Annotated in this window: 24 protein-coding genes and 1 pseudogene; 13 read left to right on the plus strand and 12 right to left on the minus strand. The window is 63.9% G+C overall.

From position 1 onward, the window contains the following. Positions 1-233: 233 nt before the first annotated feature. Together P0D80_RS11340 and P0D80_RS11345 are read left to right on the plus strand one after the other, a co-directional pair. Positions 234-866 carry a methylated-DNA--[protein]-cysteine S-methyltransferase gene (locus tag P0D80_RS11340; RefSeq protein ID WP_408283759.1) on the plus strand — a complete coding sequence of 211 codons (633 nt, stop codon included), beginning with the start codon at positions 234-236 and terminating at the stop codon, positions 864-866. A 128-nt stretch (positions 867-994) separates the two neighbouring features. After that, the gene (locus P0D80_RS11345; RefSeq protein WP_408180243.1) at positions 995-1,300 is read left to right on the plus strand and encodes a panthothenate synthetase; all 306 of its coding nucleotides are present in this window, start codon (positions 995-997) and stop codon (positions 1,298-1,300) included. A gap of 73 nt (positions 1,301-1,373) precedes the next feature. On the opposite strand, the gene P0D80_RS11350 is transcribed toward P0D80_RS11345, so the two are convergent. Next, positions 1,374-2,255: a GNAT family N-acetyltransferase gene (locus P0D80_RS11350; protein ID WP_408283762.1), complete on the minus strand. Its 882-nt coding sequence runs from the start codon at positions 2,253-2,255 to the stop codon at positions 1,374-1,376. Beyond that, on the minus strand, positions 2,237-3,478 hold the full coding sequence (locus P0D80_RS11355; protein ID WP_408283765.1) for a Zn-dependent hydrolase: 1,242 nt from the start codon (positions 3,476-3,478) through the stop codon (positions 2,237-2,239). Before P0D80_RS11355 ends, P0D80_RS11350 begins: the two co-directional genes overlap by 19 nt. A gap of 146 nt (positions 3,479-3,624) precedes the next feature. Here P0D80_RS11355 and P0D80_RS11360 point away from each other — a divergent pair, with 146 nt between their 5' ends. Next, positions 3,625-4,227 (plus strand): phosphatase PAP2 family protein, encoded by a 603-nt coding sequence (locus P0D80_RS11360; RefSeq protein WP_408283768.1) that lies wholly within the window; start codon positions 3,625-3,627, stop codon positions 4,225-4,227. A gap of 56 nt (positions 4,228-4,283) precedes the next feature. On the opposite strand, the gene P0D80_RS11365 is transcribed toward P0D80_RS11360, so the two are convergent. Both P0D80_RS11365 and P0D80_RS11370 read right to left on the minus strand, forming a co-directional pair. Then, complete coding sequence (locus P0D80_RS11365) at positions 4,284-5,276, minus strand: helix-turn-helix domain-containing protein (RefSeq protein WP_408283771.1); 993 nt, start codon at positions 5,274-5,276, stop codon at positions 4,284-4,286. 86 nt (positions 5,277-5,362) lie between these two features. Beyond that, positions 5,363-6,949 carry an alpha/beta hydrolase family protein gene (locus tag P0D80_RS11370; RefSeq protein WP_408283773.1) on the minus strand — a complete coding sequence of 529 codons (1,587 nt, stop codon included), beginning with the start codon at positions 6,947-6,949 and terminating at the stop codon, positions 5,363-5,365. 107 nt (positions 6,950-7,056) lie between these two features. On the opposite strand from P0D80_RS11370, the pseudogene P0D80_RS11375 reads away from it, so the two are divergent. Next, positions 7,057-7,263, plus strand: a pseudogene (locus P0D80_RS11375) (SDR family oxidoreductase); the annotation flags it as partial. A gap of 154 nt (positions 7,264-7,417) precedes the next feature. On the opposite strand, the gene P0D80_RS11380 reads toward P0D80_RS11375, so the two are convergent. Together P0D80_RS11380 and P0D80_RS11385 are read right to left on the minus strand one after the other, a co-directional pair. Beyond that, positions 7,418-8,125 carry a dienelactone hydrolase family protein gene (locus P0D80_RS11380; protein ID WP_132378700.1) on the minus strand — a complete coding sequence of 236 codons (708 nt, stop codon included), beginning with the start codon at positions 8,123-8,125 and terminating at the stop codon, positions 7,418-7,420. A 226-nt stretch (positions 8,126-8,351) separates the two neighbouring features. After that, positions 8,352-9,245 (minus strand): SDR family oxidoreductase, encoded by an 894-nt coding sequence (locus tag P0D80_RS11385; RefSeq protein ID WP_408180237.1) that lies wholly within the window; start codon positions 9,243-9,245, stop codon positions 8,352-8,354. A 175-nt stretch (positions 9,246-9,420) separates the two neighbouring features. Here P0D80_RS11385 and P0D80_RS11390 point away from each other — a divergent pair, with 175 nt between their 5' ends. After that, positions 9,421-10,767: a PQQ-dependent sugar dehydrogenase gene (locus P0D80_RS11390; protein ID WP_408283778.1), complete on the plus strand. Its 1,347-nt coding sequence runs from the start codon at positions 9,421-9,423 to the stop codon at positions 10,765-10,767. 65 nt (positions 10,768-10,832) lie between these two features. On the opposite strand, the gene P0D80_RS11395 is transcribed toward P0D80_RS11390, so the two are convergent. The 3 genes from P0D80_RS11395 to P0D80_RS11405 form a co-directional block, all read right to left on the minus strand. Beyond that, positions 10,833-11,843 (minus strand): porin, encoded by a 1,011-nt coding sequence (locus tag P0D80_RS11395; RefSeq protein ID WP_408283997.1) that lies wholly within the window; start codon positions 11,841-11,843, stop codon positions 10,833-10,835. A 306-nt stretch (positions 11,844-12,149) separates the two neighbouring features. Further along, a complete protein-coding gene (locus P0D80_RS11400) occupies positions 12,150-13,787 on the minus strand; it encodes a methyl-accepting chemotaxis protein (RefSeq protein WP_408283781.1) in 1,638 nt (545 codons plus the stop codon). Positions 13,788-13,991: 204 nt separating this feature from the next. Next, positions 13,992-14,759: a DUF899 domain-containing protein gene (locus P0D80_RS11405; protein ID WP_408180234.1), complete on the minus strand. Its 768-nt coding sequence runs from the start codon at positions 14,757-14,759 to the stop codon at positions 13,992-13,994. A 107-nt stretch (positions 14,760-14,866) separates the two neighbouring features. Between P0D80_RS11405 and P0D80_RS11410 the strand changes: the two genes are divergently transcribed. Beyond that, positions 14,867-16,087, plus strand: coding sequence for a helix-turn-helix domain-containing protein (locus P0D80_RS11410; RefSeq protein WP_408283784.1), 1,221 nt, complete (start codon positions 14,867-14,869; stop codon positions 16,085-16,087). A 32-nt stretch (positions 16,088-16,119) separates the two neighbouring features. Then, entirely contained in the window at positions 16,120-16,752 is a 633-nt protein-coding gene (locus P0D80_RS11415; RefSeq protein ID WP_408283787.1) for a Vgb family protein, read from the plus strand. A 56-nt stretch (positions 16,753-16,808) separates the two neighbouring features. Here the strand turns inward: P0D80_RS11415 and P0D80_RS11420 are convergent, their stop codons facing one another. Further along, positions 16,809-17,693 (minus strand): LysR family transcriptional regulator, encoded by an 885-nt coding sequence (locus P0D80_RS11420; RefSeq protein WP_408283790.1) that lies wholly within the window; start codon positions 17,691-17,693, stop codon positions 16,809-16,811. 118 nt (positions 17,694-17,811) lie between these two features. Between P0D80_RS11420 and P0D80_RS11425 the strand changes: the two genes are divergently transcribed. Next, on the plus strand, positions 17,812-18,690 hold the full coding sequence (locus tag P0D80_RS11425) for an SDR family oxidoreductase (RefSeq protein WP_408283792.1): 879 nt from the start codon (positions 17,812-17,814) through the stop codon (positions 18,688-18,690). Positions 18,691-18,847: 157 nt separating this feature from the next. On the opposite strand, the gene P0D80_RS11430 is transcribed toward P0D80_RS11425, so the two are convergent. Next, positions 18,848-19,153, minus strand: a complete 306-nt coding sequence (locus P0D80_RS11430) for a hypothetical protein (RefSeq protein ID WP_408283794.1) — start codon at positions 19,151-19,153, stop codon at positions 18,848-18,850. Positions 19,154-19,275: 122 nt separating this feature from the next. On the opposite strand from P0D80_RS11430, the gene P0D80_RS11435 reads away from it, so the two are divergent. The 3 genes from P0D80_RS11435 to P0D80_RS11445 all read left to right on the plus strand — a co-directional run bounded on the left by P0D80_RS11435 (position 19,276) and on the right by P0D80_RS11445 (position 22,136). Beyond that, positions 19,276-19,953, plus strand: a complete 678-nt coding sequence (locus tag P0D80_RS11435; protein WP_408283797.1) for a hypothetical protein — start codon at positions 19,276-19,278, stop codon at positions 19,951-19,953. Positions 19,954-20,060: 107 nt separating this feature from the next. After that, complete coding sequence (locus P0D80_RS11440; protein WP_408283799.1) at positions 20,061-20,924, plus strand: intradiol ring-cleavage dioxygenase; 864 nt, start codon at positions 20,061-20,063, stop codon at positions 20,922-20,924. Positions 20,925-21,029: 105 nt separating this feature from the next. After that, entirely contained in the window at positions 21,030-22,136 is a 1,107-nt protein-coding gene (locus P0D80_RS11445; protein ID WP_408283802.1) for an SDR family oxidoreductase, read from the plus strand. Here P0D80_RS11445 and P0D80_RS11450 read toward each other — a convergent pair. After that, a complete protein-coding gene (locus P0D80_RS11450) occupies positions 22,110-22,892 on the minus strand; it encodes an IclR family transcriptional regulator (RefSeq protein WP_408283805.1) in 783 nt (260 codons plus the stop codon). The genes P0D80_RS11445 and P0D80_RS11450 overlap by 27 nt on opposite strands. Positions 22,893-23,125: 233 nt before the next feature. On the opposite strand from P0D80_RS11450, the gene P0D80_RS11455 reads away from it, so the two are divergent. After that, positions 23,126-24,502, plus strand: a complete 1,377-nt coding sequence (locus P0D80_RS11455; RefSeq protein ID WP_408283807.1) for an MFS transporter — start codon at positions 23,126-23,128, stop codon at positions 24,500-24,502. Between the two features lie 59 nt (positions 24,503-24,561). After that, positions 24,562-25,017 carry a type II 3-dehydroquinate dehydratase gene (locus P0D80_RS11460; protein WP_408283810.1) on the plus strand — a complete coding sequence of 152 codons (456 nt, stop codon included), beginning with the start codon at positions 24,562-24,564 and terminating at the stop codon, positions 25,015-25,017. Positions 25,018-25,118: the final 101 nt, after the last annotated feature.

Consider the following 25,118-nt stretch of genomic DNA (forward strand, 5'->3'; position numbering starts at 1 on the left):
TCAATTCTACTGAGTCGCGGGCCTGGCGCGAAAAGGGTTGTACAGTGATGCATCGTCCCGTCCAGAACAACGAGCCGCCCGGCCGTCATCGGTCGCGAGGAATTGGACAGCAAGTTTCGGAGCGCAATCAGAGAGTACGAGGCTCACACTGTCGGATATCGGCGCGCTTGGCGCGTGTATTCGCAGACTCGTCTTGCAGCATCTGTGCCTCCAACCAGTCAGGAGCAAACAAAGTGACATACGCCTACAAGTTGATGAACTCGCCCGTCGGCCAGTTGAAACTCGTTGCAAACGGCGACCGCCTCGCCGCCATTCTGTGGGAGCACGACAAGCCGAACCGGGTGCGTCTCGGGGAGCTGGTCGAAGCGAACGACCGGCCTGTGCTGATCGAGACCGAGCGGCAGTTGAACGAGTATTTTGCCGGCACGCGGCATGAATTCGACCTTCCGCTCACCTTCCAGGGAACGGATTTTCAGAAGCAGGTGTGGGCCGCGCTGTTGACCATACCGTTCGGCCAGACGCGCAGCTACTCGGAAATCGCGACGCAGATCGGCAACGTCAACGCGGTGCGGGCGGTCGGCGCGGCGAATGGCAGAAATCCGATTTCCATCGTGGCGCCGTGCCACCGGGTGATCGGCGCGTCCGGTGATTTGACCGGGTTTGCGGGCGGTTTGGCGAACAAGATGCTGCTTCTGTCGCTCGAAGCCGGACAGACTTCGATCGAAGCGGAAGCAGACGGGCAAGCGGATATGTTCGCGGCCGAAGAAAAGACCGAGGCCAAGGCTCAGGTCAAATCCGAAACTCAGACGAAACCCCCGCGCCATGCGCCGAGCCGCGGCACGCAAGCCTCGCTGTTTGGAAACTGACCGGATGCATGGTCCGCGATGGCAGTGGACTCACTGCGTCGCGTTGAGCGCTTCGTGATAGATCACCTTGCCGGCCGCATAAAGCACCTATCCTTAAGATGCCCTTTGGGCGTCAACAGGAGGATGACATGCGCATGCTTCTCAACATACGAATCCCTCACGAACCGTTCAACACCATGGTGCGTGATGGCACCGCCGGACAAGTGATCGGGAAAATACTGGAAGAGATAAAACCGGAGGCCGTCTACTTCACCGAGCAGAGTGGAGCGCGCGGAGCGGTGGTCGTGGTGGATGTCGACAACGCATCGTCGATTCCCGCGCTCGCGGAGCCGTGGTTTCTAAAATTCAACGCCGACTGCGAAATGCGCATTGCGATGTTGCCGGAAGACCTGATGAAAGCCGGACTGGACAATCTCGGCACGAAATGGAAATAGTGCTTGCCATTGGCGGTCCGCGACTGGCACCGCCGATGGCTGCGCAAACAAGCCTCATCACGCTGCGCTCTGGTCAACCCAGCTCGAACGACGTCACGCCGAACACGCGTTCCATGGAAATAGCGGGCGGTTCCTCCGTGTACATCCGCGCGGTTTCGAACACGCTCGTCATGCCGTGCCGTTCGGCCAACGCAACGGCATCCACGTTGATCTCCGGCACATCGAAGAAAAACACCTCGCCGGCAATGCTCGACGTCAACGCAGAGAACAGACGACCGGCAATCTCGTCGTTATCGGCGAAGAGCGGGCCGATCTTGTAACCCGTCAGGCAACGCCGCAACACGCCGTAGCCCACCACATGGCCGTCGCGCACCACGACTCGCGCCATCGCGCCAGGCTGCGCGAGCCATGCGGCGAGAAAGCGCTCGCGCGCCGCGGGAAAGCACTGCCGATCGTAGTCGCTCAACGATTCGAAGGGCAGCGCCGAAGCATTCAACATGTCTGCATAGTGCTCGCCCTGAGTGGTCTCTTGCGCGACGCCCTGAAAGCGAATGTTGCGATAGGCAAGCTGAAATCCGGACTTCTTATAGTTCGCCTGCTGAGCGACCACGCCGTCCAGACCGATATTGCGGTTGCGCAAATAGTCCATGCCGTGCTGCCAGACACGCATGCCGAAGCCTCGACCGCGAAACGCCTGTTTCACGATATAGAGCCCGATAAAGCCAAAGTCCTCGCCGTACGCGACAGCGGATAGACACGCCACCGGCTCGCCGCGCCATTCGCCGATGAAAAACCCGTCAGGGTCAGCCACACGAAAACAGGCGGCATCGTGCAGACCGGGGTTCCATCCTTCCTGCGCGGCCCATTCGACCGCCAATGCGACGTCCTCGGCCGACATCGTGCGCACGACAAAATCGCCCGGCTCGCTCACGTTCGTCACGATCGTTTCGCCCATTGTTCCTCCAGAATCGCCGCGGCAGCCGTGGCCGCGACCTGACAGCCGAGAACGATATGCGCCTCGGCCGTATCCTCGATGAAATCGTGGCTCACGCCGCCGATGCTCGGCACGAACATCATGCAAGCCGGCATGCAGCGGGCGATGACCTGCGCGTCGTGCGCGGCACCGCTCGGCATGCGGATCCATTGGCCGGGCGCCACCGCGTTGGCGGCGCGGGCGAGATGGTCCGCGAGCGCGGCGTCCATGGTCACCGGTTGCATCGGTTCGTCGATGGTCGTCAGTTCCACGTTCACCGAACCGCGCGCATTGAAGTCACGCACAAGCTCGGCGAGCCGGACTTCCATCGCTTGCAAACGCGCGGCGTTCGCGTCGCGGAATTGCAGGTCCATGTCGGCCGCGCCCGGCACGACGCTCAGCGAGCCAGGGTCGAGGTCGATGCGGCCCACTGTCCAGACGGTATCGGCATCCGCGAGTTGCGCGAACGCTTCGTTCATCTGCGGGACAAAGGCGACCAGCGCCGCGCCCGCGTCGCGCCGGATCGCCATGGGCGTCGTGCCGGCATGGTTGCGCTGCCCCGTGAAGCGCAGCCGCAATTCGCGCAGCCCGACGATCGTGGTGACGACCCCGATGGACTTGCCGGCCGCTTCCAGCCGGCCGCCCTGCTCGATATGCGGCTCGAGATAGGCGACCTGCCGGCCCGGCTCGAAGCGCGCACGCGGCCGCCCGGCGAGACCCGCGGTTGCGAGCACGTCGTTAAGACGCTGGCCTTGCCGGTTCGTGGCGTCGCGAATCGACTCGTCGACGCTATCGCCCACAAAGCTGCGGCTGCCGAGCAGGCCGGAGAACGTGCCTTCTTCATCGATCCACGATGCCACGTCCACCGCGAGGTGACTCGTCGCGTCGTTCTCGGCCAACGCGCGCGCAATCTCCAGCCCGTAGATCACGCCCATCGCGCCGTCGAGCCAGCCGCCGGTCGGCTGCGTGTCGGTATGAGAGCCGATCACGAGCGCGGGGCCGCTTTTGCGCGAGCGTCCGAACACGGTCCCCACGCCGTCGATCACGGCCTCGAGTCCCGCCTCCGTCATGCGCCCGGCCAGCCATTCGCGCGACGCCAGATCCACCGGCGACAACGCCAGCCGGACAACACCTGGGCCCGTGGCGCCGAAACTGCGCAGCCGCTTGAGATCGGTCAGCAACCGGTCCGGATCGATCTTCACCACGTTCTCATCTCCTTCGATTATCGGTTCATGATGCCTTGTCACATCGACAGATTACACGGCCTAAGCCTTTCCTAAGGTTGGCTCGTTATGATCGCTCGACATCAGTGCGCCGGAACGGCGCAGACGTCCATCGAGAAACACACCGTATGCAGACACTTGAAGCGTTCAACCAGGCGCTCTTTCTAATGATCAACGCCACGCCATCGACACCCGCGTGGCACATCGACCTCGCGCGTTCAATCGCCGATTACGTCATCTATCTCGTGCCGCTCTGCCTGATCGCCATGTGGCTCTTCGGCGACGAAGGTCAGCGCGAAACCGCCCTGCGCGCATGCTGCGTGACGTTCCTCGCGCTCGGCATCAATCAGCTCATCGGTCTGGCGTGGCCGCATCCGCGGCCGTTCGTGATGGGCATCGGCCATACGTTTCTCGAACACGCGCCGGACCCGTCGTTCCCCAGCGATCACGGGACCATCTTCGCGAGCATCGCACTGAGCTTGCTGCTCGGCGGCGTGCGGCGGTACGGCCTGCTCATTGTGCTGTCGGGGCTCGCGGTCGCCTGGGCGCGCATCTTTGTCGGCGTTCACTTTCCGCTCGACATGGCAGGCGCCGTCGTCGTGGCGGGCGTGGCCTTCCTGTTGGTGGCGCCGCTGTGGCGGCTCGCCGGCGCGAGCGTGACGCGCGGACTGGTCGCGCTGTATCGCAAGTTGCTGGCGTGGCCGATCGAACGTGGCTGGCTATCGCTTTAGCCGATGTGTCGACACGCAAGCGCGAGTTCACGCCCACCGCGGCGAGCCGCCATCCCCTATCGGGTCAACGCCCGGAAATCGCTCGGCGACATGTCGTAAGCTCGACGAAACGCGCGAGTGAAATCCGACGCGCTATTGAAGCCGAGGCCATAAGCGATCTCGACGATCGCTTTGTTCCGGTATCGATGCAGATCATCGGCGGCTTCGCGCAGCCTGCGGCTGCGGATGTAGGCGGCCAGCCCGCCTTCGGGCTCGAACAGGCGATAAAGCGTAGACCGGGACAGTCGCGACGCGGCGAGCACGCTGTCGGGCGTCAGATCCATCTGGTCGAGATTGGCATCGATATAACGGCGCGCCGCGGCAAACATGGCGGTGCGAGCAGCGGCGCGCGCATTGCCGCTTAAACCGGCCTGCTTCCCGAAGGCCGCCGCGATCAGCAATGCGCAGCTCTGAATGGCGTCGTATGCCGCCTGCCCGCTCATCGTGGGCAAGCTCCGGCTCAGGTCGGCGAGCTGTGCGGGAATCATGCGCGCAAGCGGCGAGTGATAGTCGATCACGCTGCCATGAATCGACTCCGCTTCCGGCAAAACGGATTCCACCAGCTCACGCGGCAGGAAAAACGCCTGCACGCGGCAGGCGCTGCGGTCCATGTGCATGGGCTGGTTCATATCGAGCGCGAGAATGCCCGGCGTGGACTGGGTGGCCTTGCGCTTCGGATGCGGTCCGGTGCCGGTTTCGATCGTGCCTTCCACGGCCACGTGGAATACGAACTGGCGCACCGAGTCCGTCGAAATGCGCGCGACGGATCGCGTCTGCGAGACCGGATCGGTACGGCAGTCCATGAATGCCAGATCGGCCACACGGTAGCTGTCGATCAGACCACTGAAGCCATCCGCCAGTTGCCGGCGCGAAATGGGCACATCGAGAAAATGGCCCAGACGGTCGCGCCACGCGGGCAACTGCGCGCGCGGCGCTTCGTGGTGCGTACTAAAGTGGCTATGGATGCAGTTCGCGGGAGCCGCATCTCTCGTCACGGACTCGGTCGTCAAGTTTTCCCCCGCCAGATTCGTTGTCTGCGCATGATAGCCGCACTTCGCGAACATCGCTCGGCGCGGATTTTCAGCTTTGCACGCGCTCAGAAGGTGTCGAAGAACGCCCGCGCCGCCACCAGGCAGAACGACGCGACCAGTTGGCCATGATAGGCCCGCAGCACCGCTGACGCCCCGCCGTCAGTCGCACCACCGGCCACGGCCTGACTCGCGACCTCCGCCTTCGCACTCGCGAACTCCCGCTTGATGGACGCATACGGATCGCCGGGCCCGACAACGGGAGAGTCTACATCCAGCACGGACGTGAGCCCCGCGGGCACTTTGGCGTTCTGCCAATACGCCTGCTCGATGCGCGCGTTGAAAAAGAACACCGTGGGATCCGACTCGCCGCCACACATCAAAACGGGCGTAACCGGCAGCCAGTTGCGCAAGTCGTTGCGCTTGAACGCCTGGCGCAAGGGATGCAGCGGATTCGCGGCCGGTTTCATCGCAAGCGTCGTGTTGGGAAACGCACCGTCGGGATTGGCGGCGGCGTCCTCCAGCAGCGTCAGGCGATAAGCGTTGCGCACGAGGTTGGGATTGCCGAATCCCGCGGCAAACAGCGGTGTCAAGGCGGGCGGCGTCAAAGGCGGCGAAGCAGGCGGCGTCATCGAGGCGAACTGCGGCGCGGGCGGCAACTTGCTGAAGAGATGCGCGGACGGCAGTTTGCCCGTGGTGAATAGCGTATTGAGCGGCTGCAGACTCGGCAGCAGCGTTTCGATACCCGGCGCGTAGGCCGCGTCGTAGAAGTCGCCGGGGCGGCGGTAGATATTCTCGTAGGCATGCTGATAACCCGTCACGATCAGCGTCGAGAACAGCGTCGAGCCCAGGTTGACCTCGCCTTCGATGAGTGCGTCGGCGGTAGCGGCGAGTGCGTATGGCCCCGAACCCGGTGCGGACGCTGTCACCTTGACGCCAGCCGCCTGCAGCGCGCGATGCGTTGCCATTGCAACGAAGCCGCCTTGCGAATAGCCGGTGACGAACAGCTTGCCGTTTTCGCGCGGCCTGCTGTCCGGCGCTATTCCGGCTAACGCCACGCGCGCAGCCCGCAACGAGTCGATCATATCGGCGGATTGCTGGTCGGCATTGAGATACGGGTGGTACGGGAGATCGGAGCCGGCGTAGCCCGCGTAGTTGGTCGCCACCACAATGTAGCCTTGCGCCGCATACATGGCCGCCACGCTGATGCCTTCCCCGGCGCCGTCGCCGTTGCCCGGATCCGTTTGCGTGATATCGGCGAGGTTGTAGTTGCGATACGCGGTGGTGCCATGTGCATAGAGCATCAGCGGAAGCGCTCGGCTGCATGCCGCCGAACGCCCCGAAGGGATCATCAACGCACCGCTCGCGTTGGTGGGCTCGCCCGCGCCGCCGATGGTCCCGTAGCGAAAGCTCACGATCTCGATGCCGCACGCGGGCGCGCCGGCAATCTGCACGAGCCGCCGGCCGCCCGCGCTCGACGCCAGCAATTTTGAAAACGCCGCGGCGCTCAGCGTGAGCGTGACGCGGTGATCGAGAAGCTGGCCGCGCGCATGGCACCCTTCGTCGCATCCGGAGTCGGCTTGCGCAGCGGCACTGGCGCCCAACGTGAAACATGTCAGCAGCCCGAGGGCCGCGCTTCGCATTGCTACAGACATGTGAGGCTCCGTCTTGTTGGTATGACGACGAGTGGACGGCCTTGCAGAGTGACAGGAGTATAGGTAAACGGGTCGGGTCGGCGCGCCGCCAGCCTGACCGCTCTGGAAATGCGGTGGCGCCGGATGTGGTTGAAACCGATATGTCGAACTTCACGAAGACCGACGCGGGACGCGCGGTGACGCTTGAGATGCAGGCGTTGAAACGCGTGGCGCAACCGGATGACATTGGCGGCGCGGTGGCCTTTCTCGCCTCGGATGCTGCTCGCCGGATTATCGGCGAAACGTTGCATGTCGACGGCGGGTCGAAACTCTGAATCCGTAAAAGCGATTCTGTTTGCGATCTCGCCGGGAAGCCTTTCTGGAATGCCGCCCATGCATGGCGGCACGCCCGCGGACTTCACCGGCGCGACCCGACGCGCTCCGCCCCGTTAGCCGGACGTAGCGCGTCTCAAGCGGCGAGCGAGCCGCTTACTTCCACAAGGTGCGGCCGAAAAACGTCAGCGTGCGATCCCAAGCCAATTGCGACCACACCGGATCGAACTGCGTCCTGGCGATACGGCCCGGACCGACCGCCGTTTCGTTCGCGAACGCGTGGTGTGCGAGATAGCGGTGAAACTCGACGTCGACATTCGCGTCTTTCAATTTCCTCTCCAGCGCGTCGACCGTTTCAGACACGAAGAACTCGTCTTGCGTCGCCCAGTGACCGATTAGCGGCGCCTTGATTTTCGAAGCGTCGATATATTCCAGCGGCGGGAAGCCGTACCAGACCACGCCGGCCGACACTTCCGGGATATTGCACAGCGCGAGCAAGGTCAGCGCGCCGCCCATGCAAAAGCCTGTCACGCCGACATTCGTCGCGTGCTGCTTCAGATATTGGACAGCGCCGCGCACATCCTGAGTAGCGGCGTCGCCGAAATTGAGCCCGTCGAGCAGATGGTGGGCTTCTTCCTCTTCCACCGTCGTTTTGCCTCGAAAGAGATCGGGCACCAGCGCCAGATAGCCGGCCTGCGCGAGCCGGTCCGCCACGCCGCGAATCTGGTCGTTGACGCCCCACCACTCCTGAATCACGACGATGGCGGGCGCGCCCTCCAGCTTCTGCGGCTTGGCCAGATAGCCCTGGATCTGCTGGCCGTCGGGCCGGTTAAAGGTGATCATCGAACCTGCTGCCTGTTTCATCAGTTGCTCCTCGAAGTAGACGAAAGCGCTAGCATAGTCCTAGCGAGGCAGGTTCTGCTCGCCCGCTGCCGCGTCCGGCCGGTCGATGCGAACAGCGCGCCGTGCAGCGAAGGAATGTGCCGCTTGGCGCCAGCTTGACCTGGTCGAGTTGCAACGTCGTGAAAGGCCGCTCCGCGTCGTCAATGGAATCCCCGGCCATCAAAAAGGCCGAGCGGCAAGTTGCGCCTCAGGTCTGGAAATACCGCGGCCGGTCGAGGTCGGCGATCAAGCCCGGCTGCTTCGGTTCCCAGTCAAGCAGCTTGCGCGTCTGCTCGCTCGAAGTCGCGGCATCCATTCCGGCAAACAGCGCGAACCAGCCGAAATGGTCCGCCGCCTCATCAACCGATTGCGCGATGACCGGCACGTTCAGGCGTCGGCCGATCACACCGGCGATCTCGTTGAACGGCACGCCTTCTTCGGCAATGGCGTGATACCGGCTGCCGGCGGCGCCGCGTTCGAGCGCGAGCCGGTAGACGCGCGCGGCGTCGAGCCGGTGCACGGCGGGCCAGCGGTTGAGGCCCTCGCCGACGGTCGCCGAGACGCCCTTTTCGCGCGCGAGAGCGATGAGATGCGGAACGAAAGCATGGTCGCCATCGCCATGCACCGACGGCGGCAGACGAACTACCGACGCACGCACGCCGCGCTCCACCAGCGACGCAGCCGTCGCCTCCGACACGCGAGGATAGGCGTCGGAGCGTGCAACCGGCGCGTCGTCCTCGGTCGCGATGCGGCCCGACGCCAGCAGCGCGACCCCGGACGTGACGAGGAGCGGCCGCTCCGAGCCGACGAGCACGGAGCCGAGCGCTTCGATGGCGCGCCGGTCCAACTCGCAGTTCTCCGCGAATCGGGAGAAGTCGTGGTTGAAGGCGGTATGAATGACACCGTCCGCAGCGGCCGCTCCGGCTTTGAGGCTGTCGAGATCCTCGAGCGAACCGCGCAGGACCTCCGCTCCGGTCCTGGCCAGAGACTCGGCCGCGGCGTCCGAGCGTACCAGGCCGAGCACGGAATGTCCGGCGGCAATGAGTTCGGCAACCACGGCGGAGCCGACGAATCCCGTCGCTCCGGTAACAAAGACGCGCATCGTAACACCCTCCAGTTGAAAACGAAGGTCGACTATCGGCGGGTTTCCTTCCGAGGTGAAGTAGTGACGTTTTAGGGGTATACGGACTAACAGGCTGCGCCGTTCAGGCGCCAGGCAAGCATCTTGCTGAGCTTACCGAAGATGGGTCGTGCATCTTCACTGTCGGGAGCGCGGGATGCGTCAGTTAAACCGCTTTGTCTTATTCATGCTGCTGCCGCTCGCCGCGTGCGCGGCGGGGCCGTCGGGCCCCACCGATACCGGCTTTGGGCCGTCACCCGTATTGCCCGCGCCGGAATCGTCGCTGGTTACCACGGTCAATATCGCGCCCGTCCGGCCGAGAACCGCCGACTTTCTCCCGACCGCTCCAAACGGCTTTGTCGTGACGGAATTCGCTCGCGGGCTGACCCACCCGCGCTGGCTCTACCCGTTGCCGAACGGCGACGTGCTCGTGGCGGAAAGCAACGCGCCGCAGCGGCACGACGAAGGCAGCGGCGTATTCGGCTGGATTAGAAAGCAGGTCATGAAGCGCGCGGGAGCGGGCACACCGAGCCCCGACCGTATCGTGCTATTACGCGATACCAACGGCAGCGGCGTCGTCGATCAACAGACGGTGTTCCTGCGTGGCCTGCACTCGCCGTTCGGCATGGCGCTGATCGGCAACCAACTCTATGTCGCCGATACGGACGCCATTCTGCGCTTCGACTACACGCCCGGCGCGACCCAGATCGACACGCCCGGCGTGAAGGTGGCTGATTTGCCGGCTGGCCCAATCAATCATCACTGGACCAAAAACATCCTGGCCGACCGTTCGGGCAAGCATCTCTATGTGACGGTGGGATCGAACAGCAACGCGGGAGAAAACGGCGCCGAGGCCGAAGCGGACCGCGCACGGATTCTCGAATTCGACGTGGCGTCCGGCCAGATGCGGCCCTTCGCGACCGGCTTGCGCAACCCCAACGGACTGTCCTGGCAGCCGGAGAGCGGCGCGCTGTGGACCGCCGTCAACGAACGGGACGACCTGGGCAACAACCTCGTGCCGGATTACATGACTGCCGTGAAAGACGGTGCGTTTTACGGGTTTCCTTACAGCTATTACGGCCAGCATGTCGACACGCGCGTCAAGCCTCAGCGCCCCGACCTGGTCGCCACGGCAGTCGCACCGGACTATGCGCTCGGCAACCATACGGCATCGCTCGGGCTGGTTTTTTACGACCGGACGCTGTTCGCCGCGCATTACCGCGGCGGTGCCTTTGTCGGTCAGCATGGGTCATGGAATCGCAAGCCGTACAGCGGCTACAAAGTGGTGTTCATCCCATTCGTAAAAGGCCAACCCGCGGGCGCCCCGGAAGATTTCCTGAGCGGCTTTCTGACCGCCGACGGTCACGCCGTGGGCCGGCCAGTCGGTGTCGCGCTGGATAAGCGCGGGGCACTGCTGGTGGCGGACGACGTCGGCAATACGGTCTGGCGCGTGGCCCCGCGCACCGATACCGGCGCGGCAGTTGGCACGCCGCCAGTTCAATGACAGCGGATCCGCCTGCCACTTGCGGGCACAACAACGGACGATCCAATTCAGTCTACTCACGCAGATCAGAAGCGCTCCAACACGCCAAGCTGCACACCCTTGACCGGCGCGCCGGGATACGCGACCGGCAGCCCGGTCACGTTGACGCCACGCAGCGTGAAGCTCGCATCGTCGTGATTCGCCAGATAGGCCGCGCTGAAATAGAACAGCAAAGTACGCGAAACGTTGTATTCGAACGCCATGCTGAACTGGTCGGCGCTCGCGCCCGCGCCGGTATAGTCGCGCACGTGCGCATAGCCCAGTGACGCGCGCGCATTCGCAGAAAAGCTGTATTGCGCCGAGAGCGATCCGCCCGCGCCGTGATAGAGCGGCGTGCCGCCATCGCCGTTGAAGAACGCGAGCCATACCCGCACTTTGTCGATCGCATAGGTCGCGCCGCCGAGATTCGCCCGCAGCGCGCCCGCGCCGTGCGTCTGCTGACGCGCGTACAACAGCCTGAGGTTGTCGAGCTGATAGGTGGCGGTGACGTAGTATCCGTCGATACCGTTGCCGTCGTTCTCCGACGGATCGCGCGTGGCCATCATGACCGTCGCGCTGAATCCGCCGACGACCGGCGACAGATACTCGATCGCGTTGCTCGCGTAGGGTGTGATCTTCGACAGGTTGTTCAGCCCGGACGCGATCGTGCCGGCGCCGAACGCATCGAGGTCGCCCTTGAACGGGATATAGATGGGCGAGTATTGCCGGCCGAAGCGCACCTCGCCCCAGGCGTTCCGCGCGCCGATCCACGCCTGGCGGTTGAATAGAACACCGGGAGTCTGAAGCGTGCCGTCGACCGAGCTAAAGCCGTTTTCCAGCGTGAAGAGCAGGTCGGTGCCGTTGCCGAGCGGCTCGCTGCCCCGCAAGCCGACCCGCGAACCGCGATAGGCCCCCGAGTCCAGACGTGGGGTCCAGCCGGACCCTGGGTCGGTTATTTCGAGACTCGTGTCCAGCACGCCATACAGCGTAACGGTGCCCCCGCCGCCATCCGAGGCCGCCGCGCTCTGCAAGCAAAATAGCAGCCCCGCGCCGCCCATGCCCGCGCGCCAGCCCACGCGACGGCTCCAGGCTGCGATCTGCGCGACCGGATCCCACTTTCGTCGCGGCTTGTCGAGTGAAGTTTTCGCGGCGCCGACCAGATGCAGTCCTCCATAGGCACGTCGAACGTGTGTTCCGGGAACGAACCTCTGCCATGTTGAGACCGGACGCTCGCCGCCGAATCACGAGTGAGATGTGAACAGGCATTGAACGGTCCAGCAGCGAACATAACAGACCTGAGCCGCTTTGCAATTTTCAGCGCTCTTAATTTGGAGCGTTCAGGTGCGTCCATGGGTGAGCAACGCTCAAACGACGGCTGCGAATTCGCGTGCTTCTTTCGCCGACGGCCTATGGACCCGCAACGACCCGCCTTCGTCGCCGGAACCCTGCGGCTGCAAGTTGAACTGGCTGATCGACACTTGCAGCAGCCGCGCCTGTTCGGTCAGCGTCTGCGCCACCGCCGCGGCCTGCTCGACCAGCGCCGCGTTTTGCTGCGTCACGCTATCCATCTGCGCGACGGCGTCGCCGACCTGATTGATACCGGCGCTTTGCTCGGCGGCCGCCGCCGCGATATCGCGCATGACGCCCGACACTTTTGCAATGGCCTCGCGCGCGGAGTGAATCGTCGCGCCGGTTTGCCCGACGAATTCGGCGCCGGTCCCCACCTTGTCCACCGCGCGGCTGATCAACGTGCGGATTTCCTTCGCGGCCGCCGCGCTGCGCTGCGCGAGCGTGCGCACCTCGCCGGCGACCACCGCGAAACCACGCCCCGCATCGCCGGCCCGGGCCGCTTCCACCGCCGCGTTCAGCGCGAGAATATTGGTCTGAAAGGCGATGCCTTCGATGACCGAGATGATCTCCACCATCTTGTGCGACTCCGTCGATATCTCCTGCATCGTCGATACCGCTTGCGCCGCCATTTCGCCGCCGCGATTGACGATCTGCTCAGCGCCGGAGGTCAGTTGGCTCGCTGTCTGAGCGTTCTCCGCCGTCTGTCGCACCATTGCCGTCATCTGTTCCATGCTCGCCGCGGTCTCCTCGAGCGACGCCGCCTGATTCTCCGTGCGTGCCGACAGATCCGAGTTGCCGCCGGCAATCTCGCGCGCGCCTGTCGCCACCTTGTCGGCCGCGCCCTTGATCTGTTCGATCGTGTGGGCCAGCGCGTCGCGCATGCGCTGCATGGTGTAAAGCAGGCTCGAGTCGTCGCCGTGACGGAGGTCGATGGGAATGGCAAGGTTGCCCTGCGTGATTTCGCCGGCCACTTGCGCAACGTAGGCCGGATCGCCGCCGATCGTGCGCTGAATGCTGCGATTGGTCAGCGAGACCAGCGCCGACAGCAGCAGCGCGACGACGGCAAAGATTCCGCCGACGAAATACAGCGACTCCTTGAACGCGGCGTCGATGTCGTCCACGTAAGCGCCCGTCGCGATGATCCAGTCCCACGGCGCGTAACGCACGACGTAGCCGATCTTGCCGACCGCGGCGGCGGGCGGGTTTTGCGGATGCGGAAACACATAATCGACGAAGCCGCCGTTCGGCGCCTGCGCGACCTTGGCGAATGTCACGTAGTGGTGACGGCCGTCGGCATCGGCGGTGCCGGCGAGATCCTTGCCGTTCAACGCGGGCTTCATCGCATGCATGACCATGCGCGGTGTCGAATCGATCACGAGGAAGTAGCCGTCCTCGCCGTAACGTACACCGCGCAGCCGTTCGAGCGCCTGCCGGCGGGCGTCCGCTTCGCTGAGCGCGCCGCTTTGCGCCAGCGCCGCATATTCCGTCACGATACTGAGCCCGACATGGGCGACGTTCACCAGATCGTTCTTGCGCTCCTCGATGCGGGTCTGCCGCGACAGCCACGCCGCGGACACCGACACGGCGAGAAGTGCCACGAGGCTGACGACCAGCGGCAGCCAGAGCTTCTGTGTGAAACTGAATCGGACCATGCACGCGCCCCGCATCTGTATCGAATGATCGAGCCGGGTCTCATCATGGCAACACGTGCCGATATCGGAATCGACACGTCGTTGCTTGGATGCGACCACCCGATTCATTTATCGGCAATCGCGTGCATGTTTTGTGTAGAGACAAACCCTTTACGGGGAATGAGCGAGCCTGAGCTACAGCAATGCGTTCGGCCCACAGTTGCCTCAGTGCTTCTCATACTCGTCATGCCGACGCCACCACACCCCCGTTTCGTTACGCCCTTTGGGCGCGCGGTCGAGCCACTGATACATGCCCCACAGCGCGTCCACGCCGCGTCCATAAGTGGAATACGTGTGGTACACCACGCCGTCTTCGAGCACGAACGCGCTCATGCCGGGCCGGTCGAGCGAATACGTCGGCGCGTCGGTCCCGCAGGCGGCCGCGAACTCGACCACGGGCGCCGGCGCCGGTGTCGCATCCATCGCATGGCCGCCACGCTGGAAGTTGTATTCGACGCTTCCTTCGCGTTGCTGCTGCTCGGTGAACGAGACGTTGATATCGAAGTTGAAGTCGCTGCCCGCCGACGACGCCCACGGAAACGTCCATCCCATGCGCCGCTTGTACGCCTGCAGCTTCGCGAGCGGCGCGCGCGATACCGCCGTCATCGCGACATCGTGATTCGCCAGATGGACGACGGAACCGTTGAACCCGTCCGCGACCGCCGAACACGACGGGCAGCCCGCGGTGTAGTCGGGGCCGAACATGAAGTGATAGACGAGCAACTGCGAGCGTCCTCGAAAGAGATCGGCCAGCGAGGCGCTGCCTTCATCGGTCTCGAACCGGTAGGCCTTGTCGATTCGGACCCAGGGCAGCGCCTGCCGCTGCCGGACCAGTTCGTCGCTCTGCCGCGTGAGCGCCTTTTCCGCTTCGAGCAGGTCGAGCCGCGCGGCCAGCCATTCTTCCCGTGTGCCGATGCTGTGTTTCGTCGTCATGCTTGCCTCCTTGCTTCGCTATGCGAAGTGCTGTGGGTTGGTCGTGCTAGATTAGCCCCGGGCTTCGAACGACGGGAGTGACAAGTGTGGCGTGATTCACCTGGACCATGGACTCGCTAATCACGGCGGCGGCGCGCGCGCTTGCCGCGGGCGATCCGCTCGGCGCGCTGAATCGCGTCGCCTTGCGCGACGACGCGCCCGCGCTCGCGTTGCGCGGCATCGCCATGGCGCAGCTCGGCGATCTGGTGCGGGCGAAGGCGCTCGTGCGAAGCGCCGCGCGTGCCTTCGGTGCGCGGGAGCCGGTGGCCCGCGCGCGATGTATCGTCGCCGAGGCCGAGATCGCGCTCGTCTCACGCGATCTGAACTGGCCCACGAAGGCTCTGGAAGCCGCTCGCGCCACGCTCGAAACGCACGGCGACCGGCTCAACGCCGCTCATGCGCGCTATCTCGCGGTGCGGCGCCTGCTGCTGATCGGACGTCTCGACGAAGCCGAACGCGCGCTCGCCGGGCTCGATCCCACACCGTTCCCACCGCCTTTGAGGACCGCGCACGAACTGGTCGTGGCAGGCGTCGCGCTGCGCCGTCTTCAGACCAAAGCGGCGCGCTCCGCGCTCGAACGAGCCCGGCGCGCAGCGGGTCTCGCGCGTATTCCTGCCCTGACGGCGGAGGTCGACAACGCCGCGCTCGTTCTGAACGCACCCGCGGCGCGGCTGCTCGCGCGTGGCGAGGAACGCCCGTTGCTGCTCGACGAAGTGGAAGCGCTGCTGGCATCGAAGGCATTGATCGTGGACGCGTGCCGTCACGTCGTGCGCGACGCCGGCGCGGTGATCTCGCTCGCCAGCCGTCCGGTGTTGTTCGTGCTCGCACGCGCGCTGGCCGAAGCATGGCCGGAGGACGTATCGCGCGACGTGCTCGTCGCGCGAGCCTTCAGGGCCAAGGCCGCCGATGAATCGCATCGCGCGCGCCTGCGGGTCGAACTCGGGCGGCTGCGTTCGGTGCTTCGCACAGTGGCCAGCGTGAGCGCGACGCGGCGTGGGTTCGCGCTGGTGCCGCGGCATGCGCAAGAGGTGGTCGTACTGGCGCGGCCAGTCGAGGACAAGCATGCGCCCGTGCTTGCCTTGCTCGCCGACGGCGAGTCGTGGGCGAGTTCGGCCCTCGCGCTCGCGCTTGGCGCGAGCCAGCGCACCGTGCAGCGAACCCTCGACACGCTCGCGGCGCAGGGCAAGGTGCAGTCGCTCGGCCAAGGGCGGGCGCGTCGCTGGATGACGCCGCCCATGCCCGAATTCACGACGACCTTGTTACTCCCCGCTCCGTTGCCGGTTGATTAGGATGGCAACACGATAACCACGAGGGACAAACCATGAAACGATCAGCCGCGGAAATCATCAACGAGTACGGCCCCTTTGCGGGCATAGAACGCGTGCATGGCGTGACGTACGACGGCCGGCACGTCTGGTTCGCGACGGGCGACGCGTTGAACGCGCTCGACCCGCAGAGCGGCAAGAAGGTCCGCTCGATCGACGTCGCTGCGCACGCGGGTACGGCCTTCGACGGCCAGCATCTGTACCAGATCGCCGAGGACCGTATCCAGAAGATCGATCCCACCACTGGCCGTGTGCTCGCCACGATCCCCGCGCCCGGCGGCGGTGCCGACTCGGGACTCGCGTGGGCCGAAGGGACGCTGTGGGTCGGACAGTATCGGGAGCGCAAAATCCATCAAGTCGATCCGCAGACGGGCGCGATTTTGCGCACCATCGAATCCAATCGGTTCGTGACGGGCGTCACGTGGGTAGACGGTGAACTTTGGCACGGCACGTGGGAAGGCGACGAAAGCGAATTGCGGCGAATCGATCCGCGCACCGGCGAAGTTCAGGAGCGGCTCGAGATGCCGTCCGGCGTCAGCGTGTCGGGGCTTGAATCGGACGGCGGCGATCGGTTCTTTTGTGGCGGCGGAAGCAGCGGCAAAGTGCGGGCGGTGCGGCGGCCAAAGTGAGGTTGCGGGGTGGGAGCCGATTGCAAAAGCAAGCCGCAATCGGCGCCTACGTCCTCCTATTTGCGCTCGCGTCCCGGCAAATCCTGCAACAGATCCATGAACGCCCGCACCTTGGCGCTCAGTAGACGCCGCGAGTTGTACAGCGCCCAGATCTCGACCGGCGGCCCATCCGCCACACCCCAACAAACAAGCCGCCCCGCCGCTACATCCTGCTCGACCAGCAACCTGGGCAACAGTGCCGCGCCCAGCCCATCGAGCACCGCTTCGCGCACCATCAGCAGCGATGAGAGCCGCAGCACCGGTATCGGCGCAAACGTCCTCACTCCACCTTCCGTGCGCACGCTCCAACTCGCACCCGCCGATGCCGCCACCAGCACGACCGCGGGCACCGCCAACGCGGCAGCGTCGCCGGCGGGCTGAGAAGGTACCGACATCGTGGGCGCCGCGACCATGAGCCGTTCGTCGCCGAGAATGCGCCGCCCCACGAGTTGCTGGTCAGGCGATGGATTGATGCGGATGACCAGATCGTAGCCGTCCTCCACTGGATCGACGACGCGGTCTTCCGCAATCACTTCGAGCTCGACCTGCGGATAGGCCAACGCAAAACGCGTCGCGATCCGCACCAGCACGACGTGCGCGAACACGACCGGCGCGCTGATCCGCAATCGTCCGCGTGGCACCGGCGCGCGCGACGCCACCGCCTCACCCGCCTCCTGAATTTCCGCCATCAAACCCCGCGTGCGCTCGTGCAGCACGAGACCTTCTTCGGTCAGCCGCAGTGTGCGCGAGCCTCGCTCGATCAGCCGCACGCCAAGCGTTTCCTCCAGTTCCGCCACGCGCCGCGACAACGTGGCCTTGGGGCGGTCGAGCGCCCGGCTAGCCGGGCCGAAGCCGCCGTGCAGCGCCACCGCATTGAAATCGGCCAGTGACGTCAAATCCATGATGGTTCCAAATATGAGACGAGGTGTCTGGATTTTTGCACTTTCGCGGTTCAAATGGAACATCTATTGTGTGTCTACGGGCTGACTTCCAGTCCATCCAACCCTCAAGGAGAAAGTCATGGCAATCCTCGTAACCGGCAGTACGGGCGTAGTTGGTAAGCAGGTCCTCGAACATCTGAGCGGCAGCGGCGCGCAAGTTCGCGCGCTGACTCGCACGCCGGAAAAAGCGCAATTCCCGGACAGTGTCACCGCAGTCCAGGGCGACCTGTCCGACGTGGACGGATTGCGCCGCGCGATGAACGGCGTCAGCACGCTGTTCCTGCTCGCACCCAACGCCCCGGACGAACTGACGCAAGCGCTGCAGACCCTGAGCGTGGCGCGCGAAGCCGACGTGAAAGGCGTCGTGTATCTGTCGGTGTTCAAGGGCGCCGAGTATGTCGACGTGCCGCACTTCACCGGCAAGCACACAGTCGAGCGCATGATCGAGCACTGCGATCTGCCGGCCACCGTGTTGCGCCCCGCGTATTTCATTCAGAACGACGCACGCCAGAAAGAGCCGCTACTGACGCACGGCGTGTACGGCATGCCGATCGGCGCCAAAGGTATTTCGATGGTCGACGTGCGCGATATCGGCGAGGCCGCCGCGCGCGAACTGCTGCGCCGCGAGCGGGCCGCAAGCCGCTTGCCGCGCGAGACTTATGAGCTGGTCGGGCCTGACGCGATCACGTCGGAAACAGTGGTGTCGATCTGGGCTGAAGCGCTGGGCCGCACCGTGCGCTACGGTGGCGACGATCTCGACGTGCTGGAACAGCGTTTGAAAGCGGCCGCTCCGGGCTGGCTCGCTTACGACATGCGCCTGATGATGAGCCGCTATCAGCAGGACGGCGCGGTCGCATCGCAAGCGCAAATCGATCATCTCGCGACGCTGCTCGGCCGGCAGCCGCGATCTTATCGGGACTTCGCGGTGGATATGGCGGCGGCTTGGGCGAAGGGTTAATGCCCGAGCATATATGCGCCGGCGCGCTGCACGTCTTCAACCGCGCGCGCAAGGCGCTGGACTTGATACGCGAGATTGCCGAAGGCGTAGCGTGCCTGAAAGCGGGGCGTCGTTTCGTGGGATAAAAGGCCCTGCCGAAGCGGGACGTTTTGACAACTTAATCTGCATCTTCGGCGTACAGCCCTTTGTACTTGACTTGTCCGAACATTAAAGCAAATCCAACCGTATCCTGAAGACCTTCATTTACCCCTGCGATTACCAGTGCGGCCGGCGCGCTGCGAATCGCCATGCAGATCAGGTCCGGCTTTACGACTCCCATGAGAAGAATCTCACGGTTTACACCAAGAAGCATGAATGAGCCTGTGCCGCCGAATAGATATCCGGCGGTGCCTTCCACATAGATCGTCCCACCTTCGAGGTTTTCCGGATTACCCGAATTTTCTAAAGCCACCAATAAAAGCATCCCTCAAGTTCTGGATTCACCCGGCCGTTTACACGGCATGCGCCGTGTACCAGATCATTCACGCTGCATAAAACAACGCTAATTATTGGCCAAAATACCAACCACACTCCTTTCAATTCGCAATGAAAAAGTACATCGCACTCTTTGCCATTGCCGGCGCGCTATTGACGTCAGGCTGCGCGACTGTTTCCACCATGTCGCCGACCACATCGACGAGTTCGGTCGACACCACGAAAAACTCGTACGCGCTAATGACGGTGACGCTCAAGAACGCATATCACACCAGTTACCAGCCGAGTCCTATCGTCGTGCATATGGAGCGCGGTGCGGCAGACTCGCGGGATGATCGTTTGAATTTCAAATTCGACGATCAAGCCACCACGACGAGCGACATGGGTAATCACTATTTCATTCGCCTCCCGCTGGCGCCGGGCAAATATGTGATGCGCGGCATTACCGGTCAAAGCGGCGTATTCCCGTTCCACGGCATGTTCTTTACGCCGCTTCACGAGGTCGTCGACATCAAACCGAATACGATCGTGTATCTCGGCCATATCGACGCCACGATCGTCGAACGTAAAGACGGTGAATTGCGCGCGGGACCGGTCATTCCGCTGGTCGATCAGGCGGTCGCCGGTTTCAGCGGCGGGACGTGGGACATCAGCGTGACCGACCAGTTCGACGACGACGTGACGGCATTCAAAAAGGACTTTCCGGCGCTGACCAACGCATCCATCGATCGTGAAGTGCTGCCCGCCTGGGATAAACAGAAAGCCACCCAATGGTGGAATAACCACTAAATTCAAGCTGTAAATTTGAACGGCGCGCGCAGCGCAATCCGCTTGCCTGCGCCCGATTCCAAACAAGCCGATAATCGCATGACCGACAGGATGGAGACGTCACGGTCATGCGCAATCTCGACGAAAACACGATCACGGAAGCGGTTCTGGCGCGCCACGCGCACGCAGGCGACGAGCGGCTGAAAACCGTCGTCACGAGCCTCGTGCGGCATCTGCATGCGTTCGCGCGCGAGGTGAACCTGACCGAGAACGAATGGGAACAGGGCATTCGTTTCCTCACCGACGTCGGCCATATCACCGACGACAAACGCCAGGAATTCATCCTGCTCTCGGACACGCTCGGCTTGTCGATGCTCGTCACCGCGATGGCGAACCGCAAGCCGCCTGGCTGCACGGAAGCGACGGTCTTTGGGCCGTTTTTCGTCGAAGGCGCGCCCGCCTATCGAAACGGCGACGACGTGTCCAACGGCGCACGCGGCGAACCCTGCTTCGTGTCGGGAACCGTCAAGGGCGCGGACGGCGAAGCGGTGGCCAACGCACGCATCGAAGTCTGGCAAGCAGACGCGGACGGCTTCTACGACGTGCAACACGCCGGCAACGACACGCATCGCGCCAGAGGCGTGCTCCATAGTCTCGCCGACGGGCGTTATCACTTCCGTTCCATCGTCGCCGAGCCTTATCCGATTCCGCACGACGGTCCGGTCGGGCGCATGCTCGCAGCGCTCGGCAGGCATCCGTGGCGTCCGGCCCATCTGCATTTCATGATCACTGCGCCGGGCTACGAGCGCCTCGTCACCCACGTGTTCCGCGAAGGCGACCAGTACCTCGATTCGGACGCTGTGTTCGGCGTTCGCTCATCGCTCGTCGCACAGTGGAAGCACCATGAGGCAGGCACGGCGCCGGACGGTACGTCCATGACTACGCCGTTCAGCACGCTCGAATTCGACTTCGTGCTGAACCGATCCACATAACACGAGTCACTTTTCTATCGCAGAAGACGCATTGAGCCCGCGGATCAAAGCCGGTCGTAGAACCGCTCCGCGTCGACAGGCATTCACCTACTCACTTTTATTCCCATGGAAAAACGAGCACTCATCATCGGCGCGAGCGGCATTGTCGGCGGCAATCTGGCAGACCAGTTGCTTTCGAATGGCTGGCAGGTCGCCGGACTCTCGCGCGGCCGCACGCCGGTGTCGCCGGCAATCGAATCGATTACGGCCGATCTGCAGTCCGCCGACTCAGTCAGCGAGGCGCTCGCGGGCCAGGCATTCAGCCACGTGTTCCTGACCGCGTGGTCGCGCCAGGCGACGGAGAAAGACAACATTCGCGTGAACGGCGCGATGGTGCGTCACGTCATGGACGCCGTGGGCCCGTCAGGCATGCTCGAACATGCCGCGCTCGTGACAGGCCTCAAGCATTACCTCGGCCCGTTCGAAGCGTATGCGACCGGCGCGGTGCCCATCACACCGTTTCGCGAAGAACAGGGCCGCCAGCCAGTCGACAACTTTTACTATGAGCAGGAAGACCGTCTATTCGACGCCGCGCAGCGCTACGATTTCAGTTGGAGCGTGCATCGTCCGCATACGATCATCGGCTTCGCGCTCGGCAATGCGATGAACATGGGCGTGACGCTCGCCGTCTACGCGACGCTGTGCAAGCAGACCGGCCAGCCGTTCGTCTTCCCCGGATCGGCGGCGCAATGGAACAGCCTCACCGACATGACCGACGCGCGACTGCTCGCGCGCCACATCGAGTGGGCCGCCACGTCCGAGAAGGCGCGCAACGAAGACTTCAACGTGGTCAACGGCGACGTGTTCCGCTGGAAATGGATGTGGTCGCAAATCGCCGGCTACTTCGGGATTGAAGCTGTACCGTTCGATGGCGAAACACGTCCGCTGGAAGGCCGTATGCAGGACGCGGGCAAGGCATGGGCCGATATCGCCGCGCGCTTCGATCTGAAGGAGGCCGACATCGGCAAGCTCGCTTCGTGGTGGCACACCGACGCGGACCTTGGCCGCCCGATGGAAGTGCTCACGGATATGAGCAAGAGCCGGCAAGCAGGCTTCCTCGATTATCAGAGCACGCCCGACGCCTTCTTCGCGCTGTTCGACCGGTTGAAGGCGGAGCGCATCCTGCCCAGCGATACGCGCACGCGGCTAGCGGCCTCGATTGAACAGAGGTGACGCGTGGCTCGCGGCGGCGAGTTGCGAAGCGGCCGCGAGCAGTGTCGAGCCGAGGCTGGCCATGCGTTTTTCGTCGAGCCGCACGAGCGGCCCGGCAATGCTGATCACGCCCATGGCGGGATAGCCGCGCCGCTGCACGGGCGCGGCCATGGCCGTCATGCCGGGGGCAAAGACTTCGTTGATGGTCGCATAGCCTCGTTCGCGCGCGGCGTGCACGAACTTCAGCAGTCCGCTGATCGTGGTCGGCGCGTTGGGACCGTATTGCTTGGGCTGCCCGAAGCCCTGGCGTGATACGAGTTCGAGCGCGCGTTCGTCGGTCATGGTCATCATCCATGCGTGGCCCGTGGCGCTGCACGAGAGGATCGTGTCCATGCCCATGTCCGGGTCGTAGCGCAAACCCTTCAGCGCGCCCTGCGCCTTGGCGACCCACGTCAGCCGGTCGCCGTCCACGATCGCGAGCCGCACCAGTTCGCCGGATGTCTCGGCGAGCCGATCGAGCATGGTCTGCGCAATGTCCACGATGCCGGAGGTCGCGAGAAAACCGAGCCCCAGTCCGACGAGCTTGGTGGTGAGCACGTAATCGCCGTGCTCGCGCAACTGCCGCACATAACCGCATTGCTTCAGATCGACGAGCAGCCGATGGCATGCGCTACGCGGAATATCGAGCTCGTCCGCGATCATTGCGAGCGGCGTTCCCTCCATTTGCGTGGCGAGAAATTCGAGTACCGCGAGGGTGCGCTCCGTAACGCCGGGCATATCGGTCTCCGTTTGCAGGGGTTCGCGCAGGCAGTTTTGCACATTATGGGATCAAATTCCACCCTGGAACGGCATCCCACCCAAGGATGCTAACCTTGGTTCCAAGGCGGCGCGACGCGCATAGCGATTCGAAAGCACCCCGAGTTCATCGATCAGACAAGAGAGCGGGAAACGGTTGGCGGCGCTCATCGCTTGCGACCTGCATCCCGCGCGGCGACGGTTAAGGAGACAACATGATTCAGGAAACGCAACAAGGCACGCATGCCGCGATGCGCACGCGAGCGGTCACGGCGGCGGCCGTCGGCACCGCGCTCGAGTGGTTCGATTTCACGCTTTACGGCGCATTGGCCGCCACGGTTTTGCTCAAACTGTTTTTCCCTTCGATGGACTCGACGTCCGCCCTGCTCGCCTCGCTCGCGACTTTCGGCGTAGGGCTCGCCGCGCGGCCGCTCGGTGCGATCATCTGCGGCCATTTGGGCGACAAGCTCGGGCGACGCAACCTCATGCTCGGCACCGTCACGGTGATGGGTCTCGCGTCGATGCTGATGGGCCTGTTGCCGACCTACGCGAGCATCGGCGTATGGGCGCCGGTCCTGCTGGTGCTGCTGCGCATTCTGCAAGGCTTCGCGCTCGGCGGCGAATCGACCGGCGCGCAATTGATGGCGATCGAACACGCCAGCGCCGACCGGCGCGGCAAGTACTCCGGGCTGCTGGGCCTGTGCTCGCCGCTCAGTCAGATCATGGCCAATGGCGTGCTGCTTCTGCTGTCATCCACGATGTCGGCGCAGGCGTTCGATTCGTACGGCTGGCGCATCCCGTTCGTGCTGAGCTTCGTTCTCGTGATCGTCGGCGTGTATATCCGCTTGCGAGTCAGCGAGACGCCTGCCTTCGTGGCGCTGCGCAAAACGGAAGTCGTACACGTGGGCAGCCCGCTGCGCGATGCATTGCGTCTGCATTGGAGAACCGTTCTGCGCTGGATGCTGTTCTTCTGCGGGCCGGCGGCGATCTTCTACCTGATCGTGGTGTTCTCGCTCAGCTACATCACGAAGACGCTCGCCATCCCGAAGCAAACCGGCTTTCTTCTGCTGATGGGCGCCAATGTCTGCGCGATCGTCGGCGCGCTTGCCGGGGGCATGCTGAGCGACCGGATCGGCCGCAAGAAAGCGCTCGCGATCGGTTCGACCGCGACCTTGCTGATGCTCTTCGTGTACTTCCAGATTCTCGACACCAAAAGCTTTATACCGATGCTCGCGGCGATGGGCTTCTTCCTCGGCTTCACGCAGTTTCAAAGCGGCATTCAACCGGTCGCGTTCGCCGAAGCGTTCCCGACCAATGTCCGTTACTCCGGCTCCGCGCTCGCCTACACCGGTGCGAACCTGGTGGCGGGCGGTCCGATGCCGGTGCTGGCCGTGTGGCTCTTTGCCGTGTGCAACGGTTCGCCGTGGGGCGTGGTCGCCGTGTGCGTGGTCTTCAACGTGATTTCGCTGGTGATGATCCTGACTGCGCGCGAAACCCTCGGCATCGACATGAACCGCACCGACTCGACGGCGGCCGTCACGGGCGAAGCGGACTTTGCGACGGCGGGCGTGAGCAACAGCCATCGCACGTAATAAACGGCTCGACGGCGTGACACTGAATCATCGAATATTTGCAGACAGGCGACCGAACAATGACTGAACTCGTATATGTACTGAATGGCTCGAACCTCAACATGCTCGGCAAGCGTGAGCCGCATCTGTATGGGACGACCACGCTGGCGCAAATCCAGCAACAGGTGGAGGCGCTCGCGGTCCGGCTGGAACTCGAATGCGAGTTCCGCCAGACCAACAGCGAGGCCACCATGGTCGACTGGCTGCAGGAAGCGTTCGAACGCGACGCCGCGGTGATCATCAATCCGGCGGGCTTTTCGTTCGCGTCGGTGCCGGTCTTCGACGCGGTCAAGCTGATCGAGCGACCGTTGATCGAACTGCACATCACCAACATTCATAAACGCGACGAAACCTATCGCCATTCGCTCATCTCGCGCGCGGCGACCGGCGTGATTTGCGGACTCGGCGCAAACGGCTATCTCGTCGCGCTGCAAGCCATGGCGTTGGCGCTCGGCAAAAGTCCGAATTTCGGCTGAGCCTGCGCGCGCGGCCGGCCAGTACGTCGCCCCGCGCACAACGCCGACGCCCCTTGCCCGCTCGCTCCACCCATCATGCCGTGCCGGCTGCGCACGGCATT

The sequence above is a fragment of the Paraburkholderia sp. RL17-373-BIF-A genome (genome assembly GCF_046030175.1).
Lineage (GTDB): Bacteria > Pseudomonadota > Gammaproteobacteria > Burkholderiales > Burkholderiaceae > Paraburkholderia.

Excerpts from the sequence above, each read along its gene's own strand:
- P0D80_RS11405 (WP_408180234.1), bottom strand. The coding sequence starts at position 14,759 with ATGACGACGAAACACAGCATCGGCACACGGGAAGAATGGCTGGCCGCG.
- P0D80_RS11415 (WP_408283787.1), top strand. The coding sequence starts at position 16,120 with ATGAAACGATCAGCCGCGGAAATCATCAACGAGTACGGCCCCTTTGCG.
- P0D80_RS11385 (WP_408180237.1), bottom strand. The coding sequence starts at position 9,245 with ATGCGCGTCTTTGTTACCGGAGCGACGGGATTCGTCGGCTCCGCCGTG.
- P0D80_RS11450 (WP_408283805.1), bottom strand. The coding sequence starts at position 22,892 with ATGCCCGGCGTTACGGAGCGCACCCTCGCGGTACTCGAATTTCTCGCC.
- P0D80_RS11350 (WP_408283762.1), bottom strand. The coding sequence starts at position 2,255 with ATGGGCGAAACGATCGTGACGAACGTGAGCGAGCCGGGCGATTTTGTC.
- P0D80_RS11390 (WP_408283778.1), top strand. The coding sequence starts at position 9,421 with ATGCGTCAGTTAAACCGCTTTGTCTTATTCATGCTGCTGCCGCTCGCC.
- P0D80_RS11360 (WP_408283768.1), top strand. The coding sequence starts at position 3,625 with ATGCAGACACTTGAAGCGTTCAACCAGGCGCTCTTTCTAATGATCAAC.
- P0D80_RS11425 (WP_408283792.1), top strand. The coding sequence starts at position 17,812 with ATGGCAATCCTCGTAACCGGCAGTACGGGCGTAGTTGGTAAGCAGGTC.
- P0D80_RS11395 (WP_408283997.1), bottom strand. The coding sequence starts at position 11,843 with ATGGGCGGCGCGGGGCTGCTATTTTGCTTGCAGAGCGCGGCGGCCTCG.
- P0D80_RS11380 (WP_132378700.1), bottom strand. The coding sequence starts at position 8,125 with ATGAAACAGGCAGCAGGTTCGATGATCACCTTTAACCGGCCCGACGGC.
- P0D80_RS11460 (WP_408283810.1), top strand. The coding sequence starts at position 24,562 with ATGACTGAACTCGTATATGTACTGAATGGCTCGAACCTCAACATGCTC.
- P0D80_RS11370 (WP_408283773.1), bottom strand. The coding sequence starts at position 6,949 with ATGTCTGTAGCAATGCGAAGCGCGGCCCTCGGGCTGCTGACATGTTTC.
- P0D80_RS11430 (WP_408283794.1), bottom strand. The coding sequence starts at position 19,153 with ATGCTTTTATTGGTGGCTTTAGAAAATTCGGGTAATCCGGAAAACCTC.
- P0D80_RS11420 (WP_408283790.1), bottom strand. The coding sequence starts at position 17,693 with ATGGATTTGACGTCACTGGCCGATTTCAATGCGGTGGCGCTGCACGGC.
- P0D80_RS11400 (WP_408283781.1), bottom strand. The coding sequence starts at position 13,787 with ATGGTCCGATTCAGTTTCACACAGAAGCTCTGGCTGCCGCTGGTCGTC.
- P0D80_RS11445 (WP_408283802.1), top strand. The coding sequence starts at position 21,030 with ATGGAAAAACGAGCACTCATCATCGGCGCGAGCGGCATTGTCGGCGGC.
- P0D80_RS11455 (WP_408283807.1), top strand. The coding sequence starts at position 23,126 with ATGATTCAGGAAACGCAACAAGGCACGCATGCCGCGATGCGCACGCGA.
- P0D80_RS11345 (WP_408180243.1), top strand. The coding sequence starts at position 995 with ATGCGCATGCTTCTCAACATACGAATCCCTCACGAACCGTTCAACACC.
- P0D80_RS11440 (WP_408283799.1), top strand. The coding sequence starts at position 20,061 with ATGCGCAATCTCGACGAAAACACGATCACGGAAGCGGTTCTGGCGCGC.
- P0D80_RS11410 (WP_408283784.1), top strand. The coding sequence starts at position 14,867 with ATGGACTCGCTAATCACGGCGGCGGCGCGCGCGCTTGCCGCGGGCGAT.
- P0D80_RS11435 (WP_408283797.1), top strand. The coding sequence starts at position 19,276 with ATGAAAAAGTACATCGCACTCTTTGCCATTGCCGGCGCGCTATTGACG.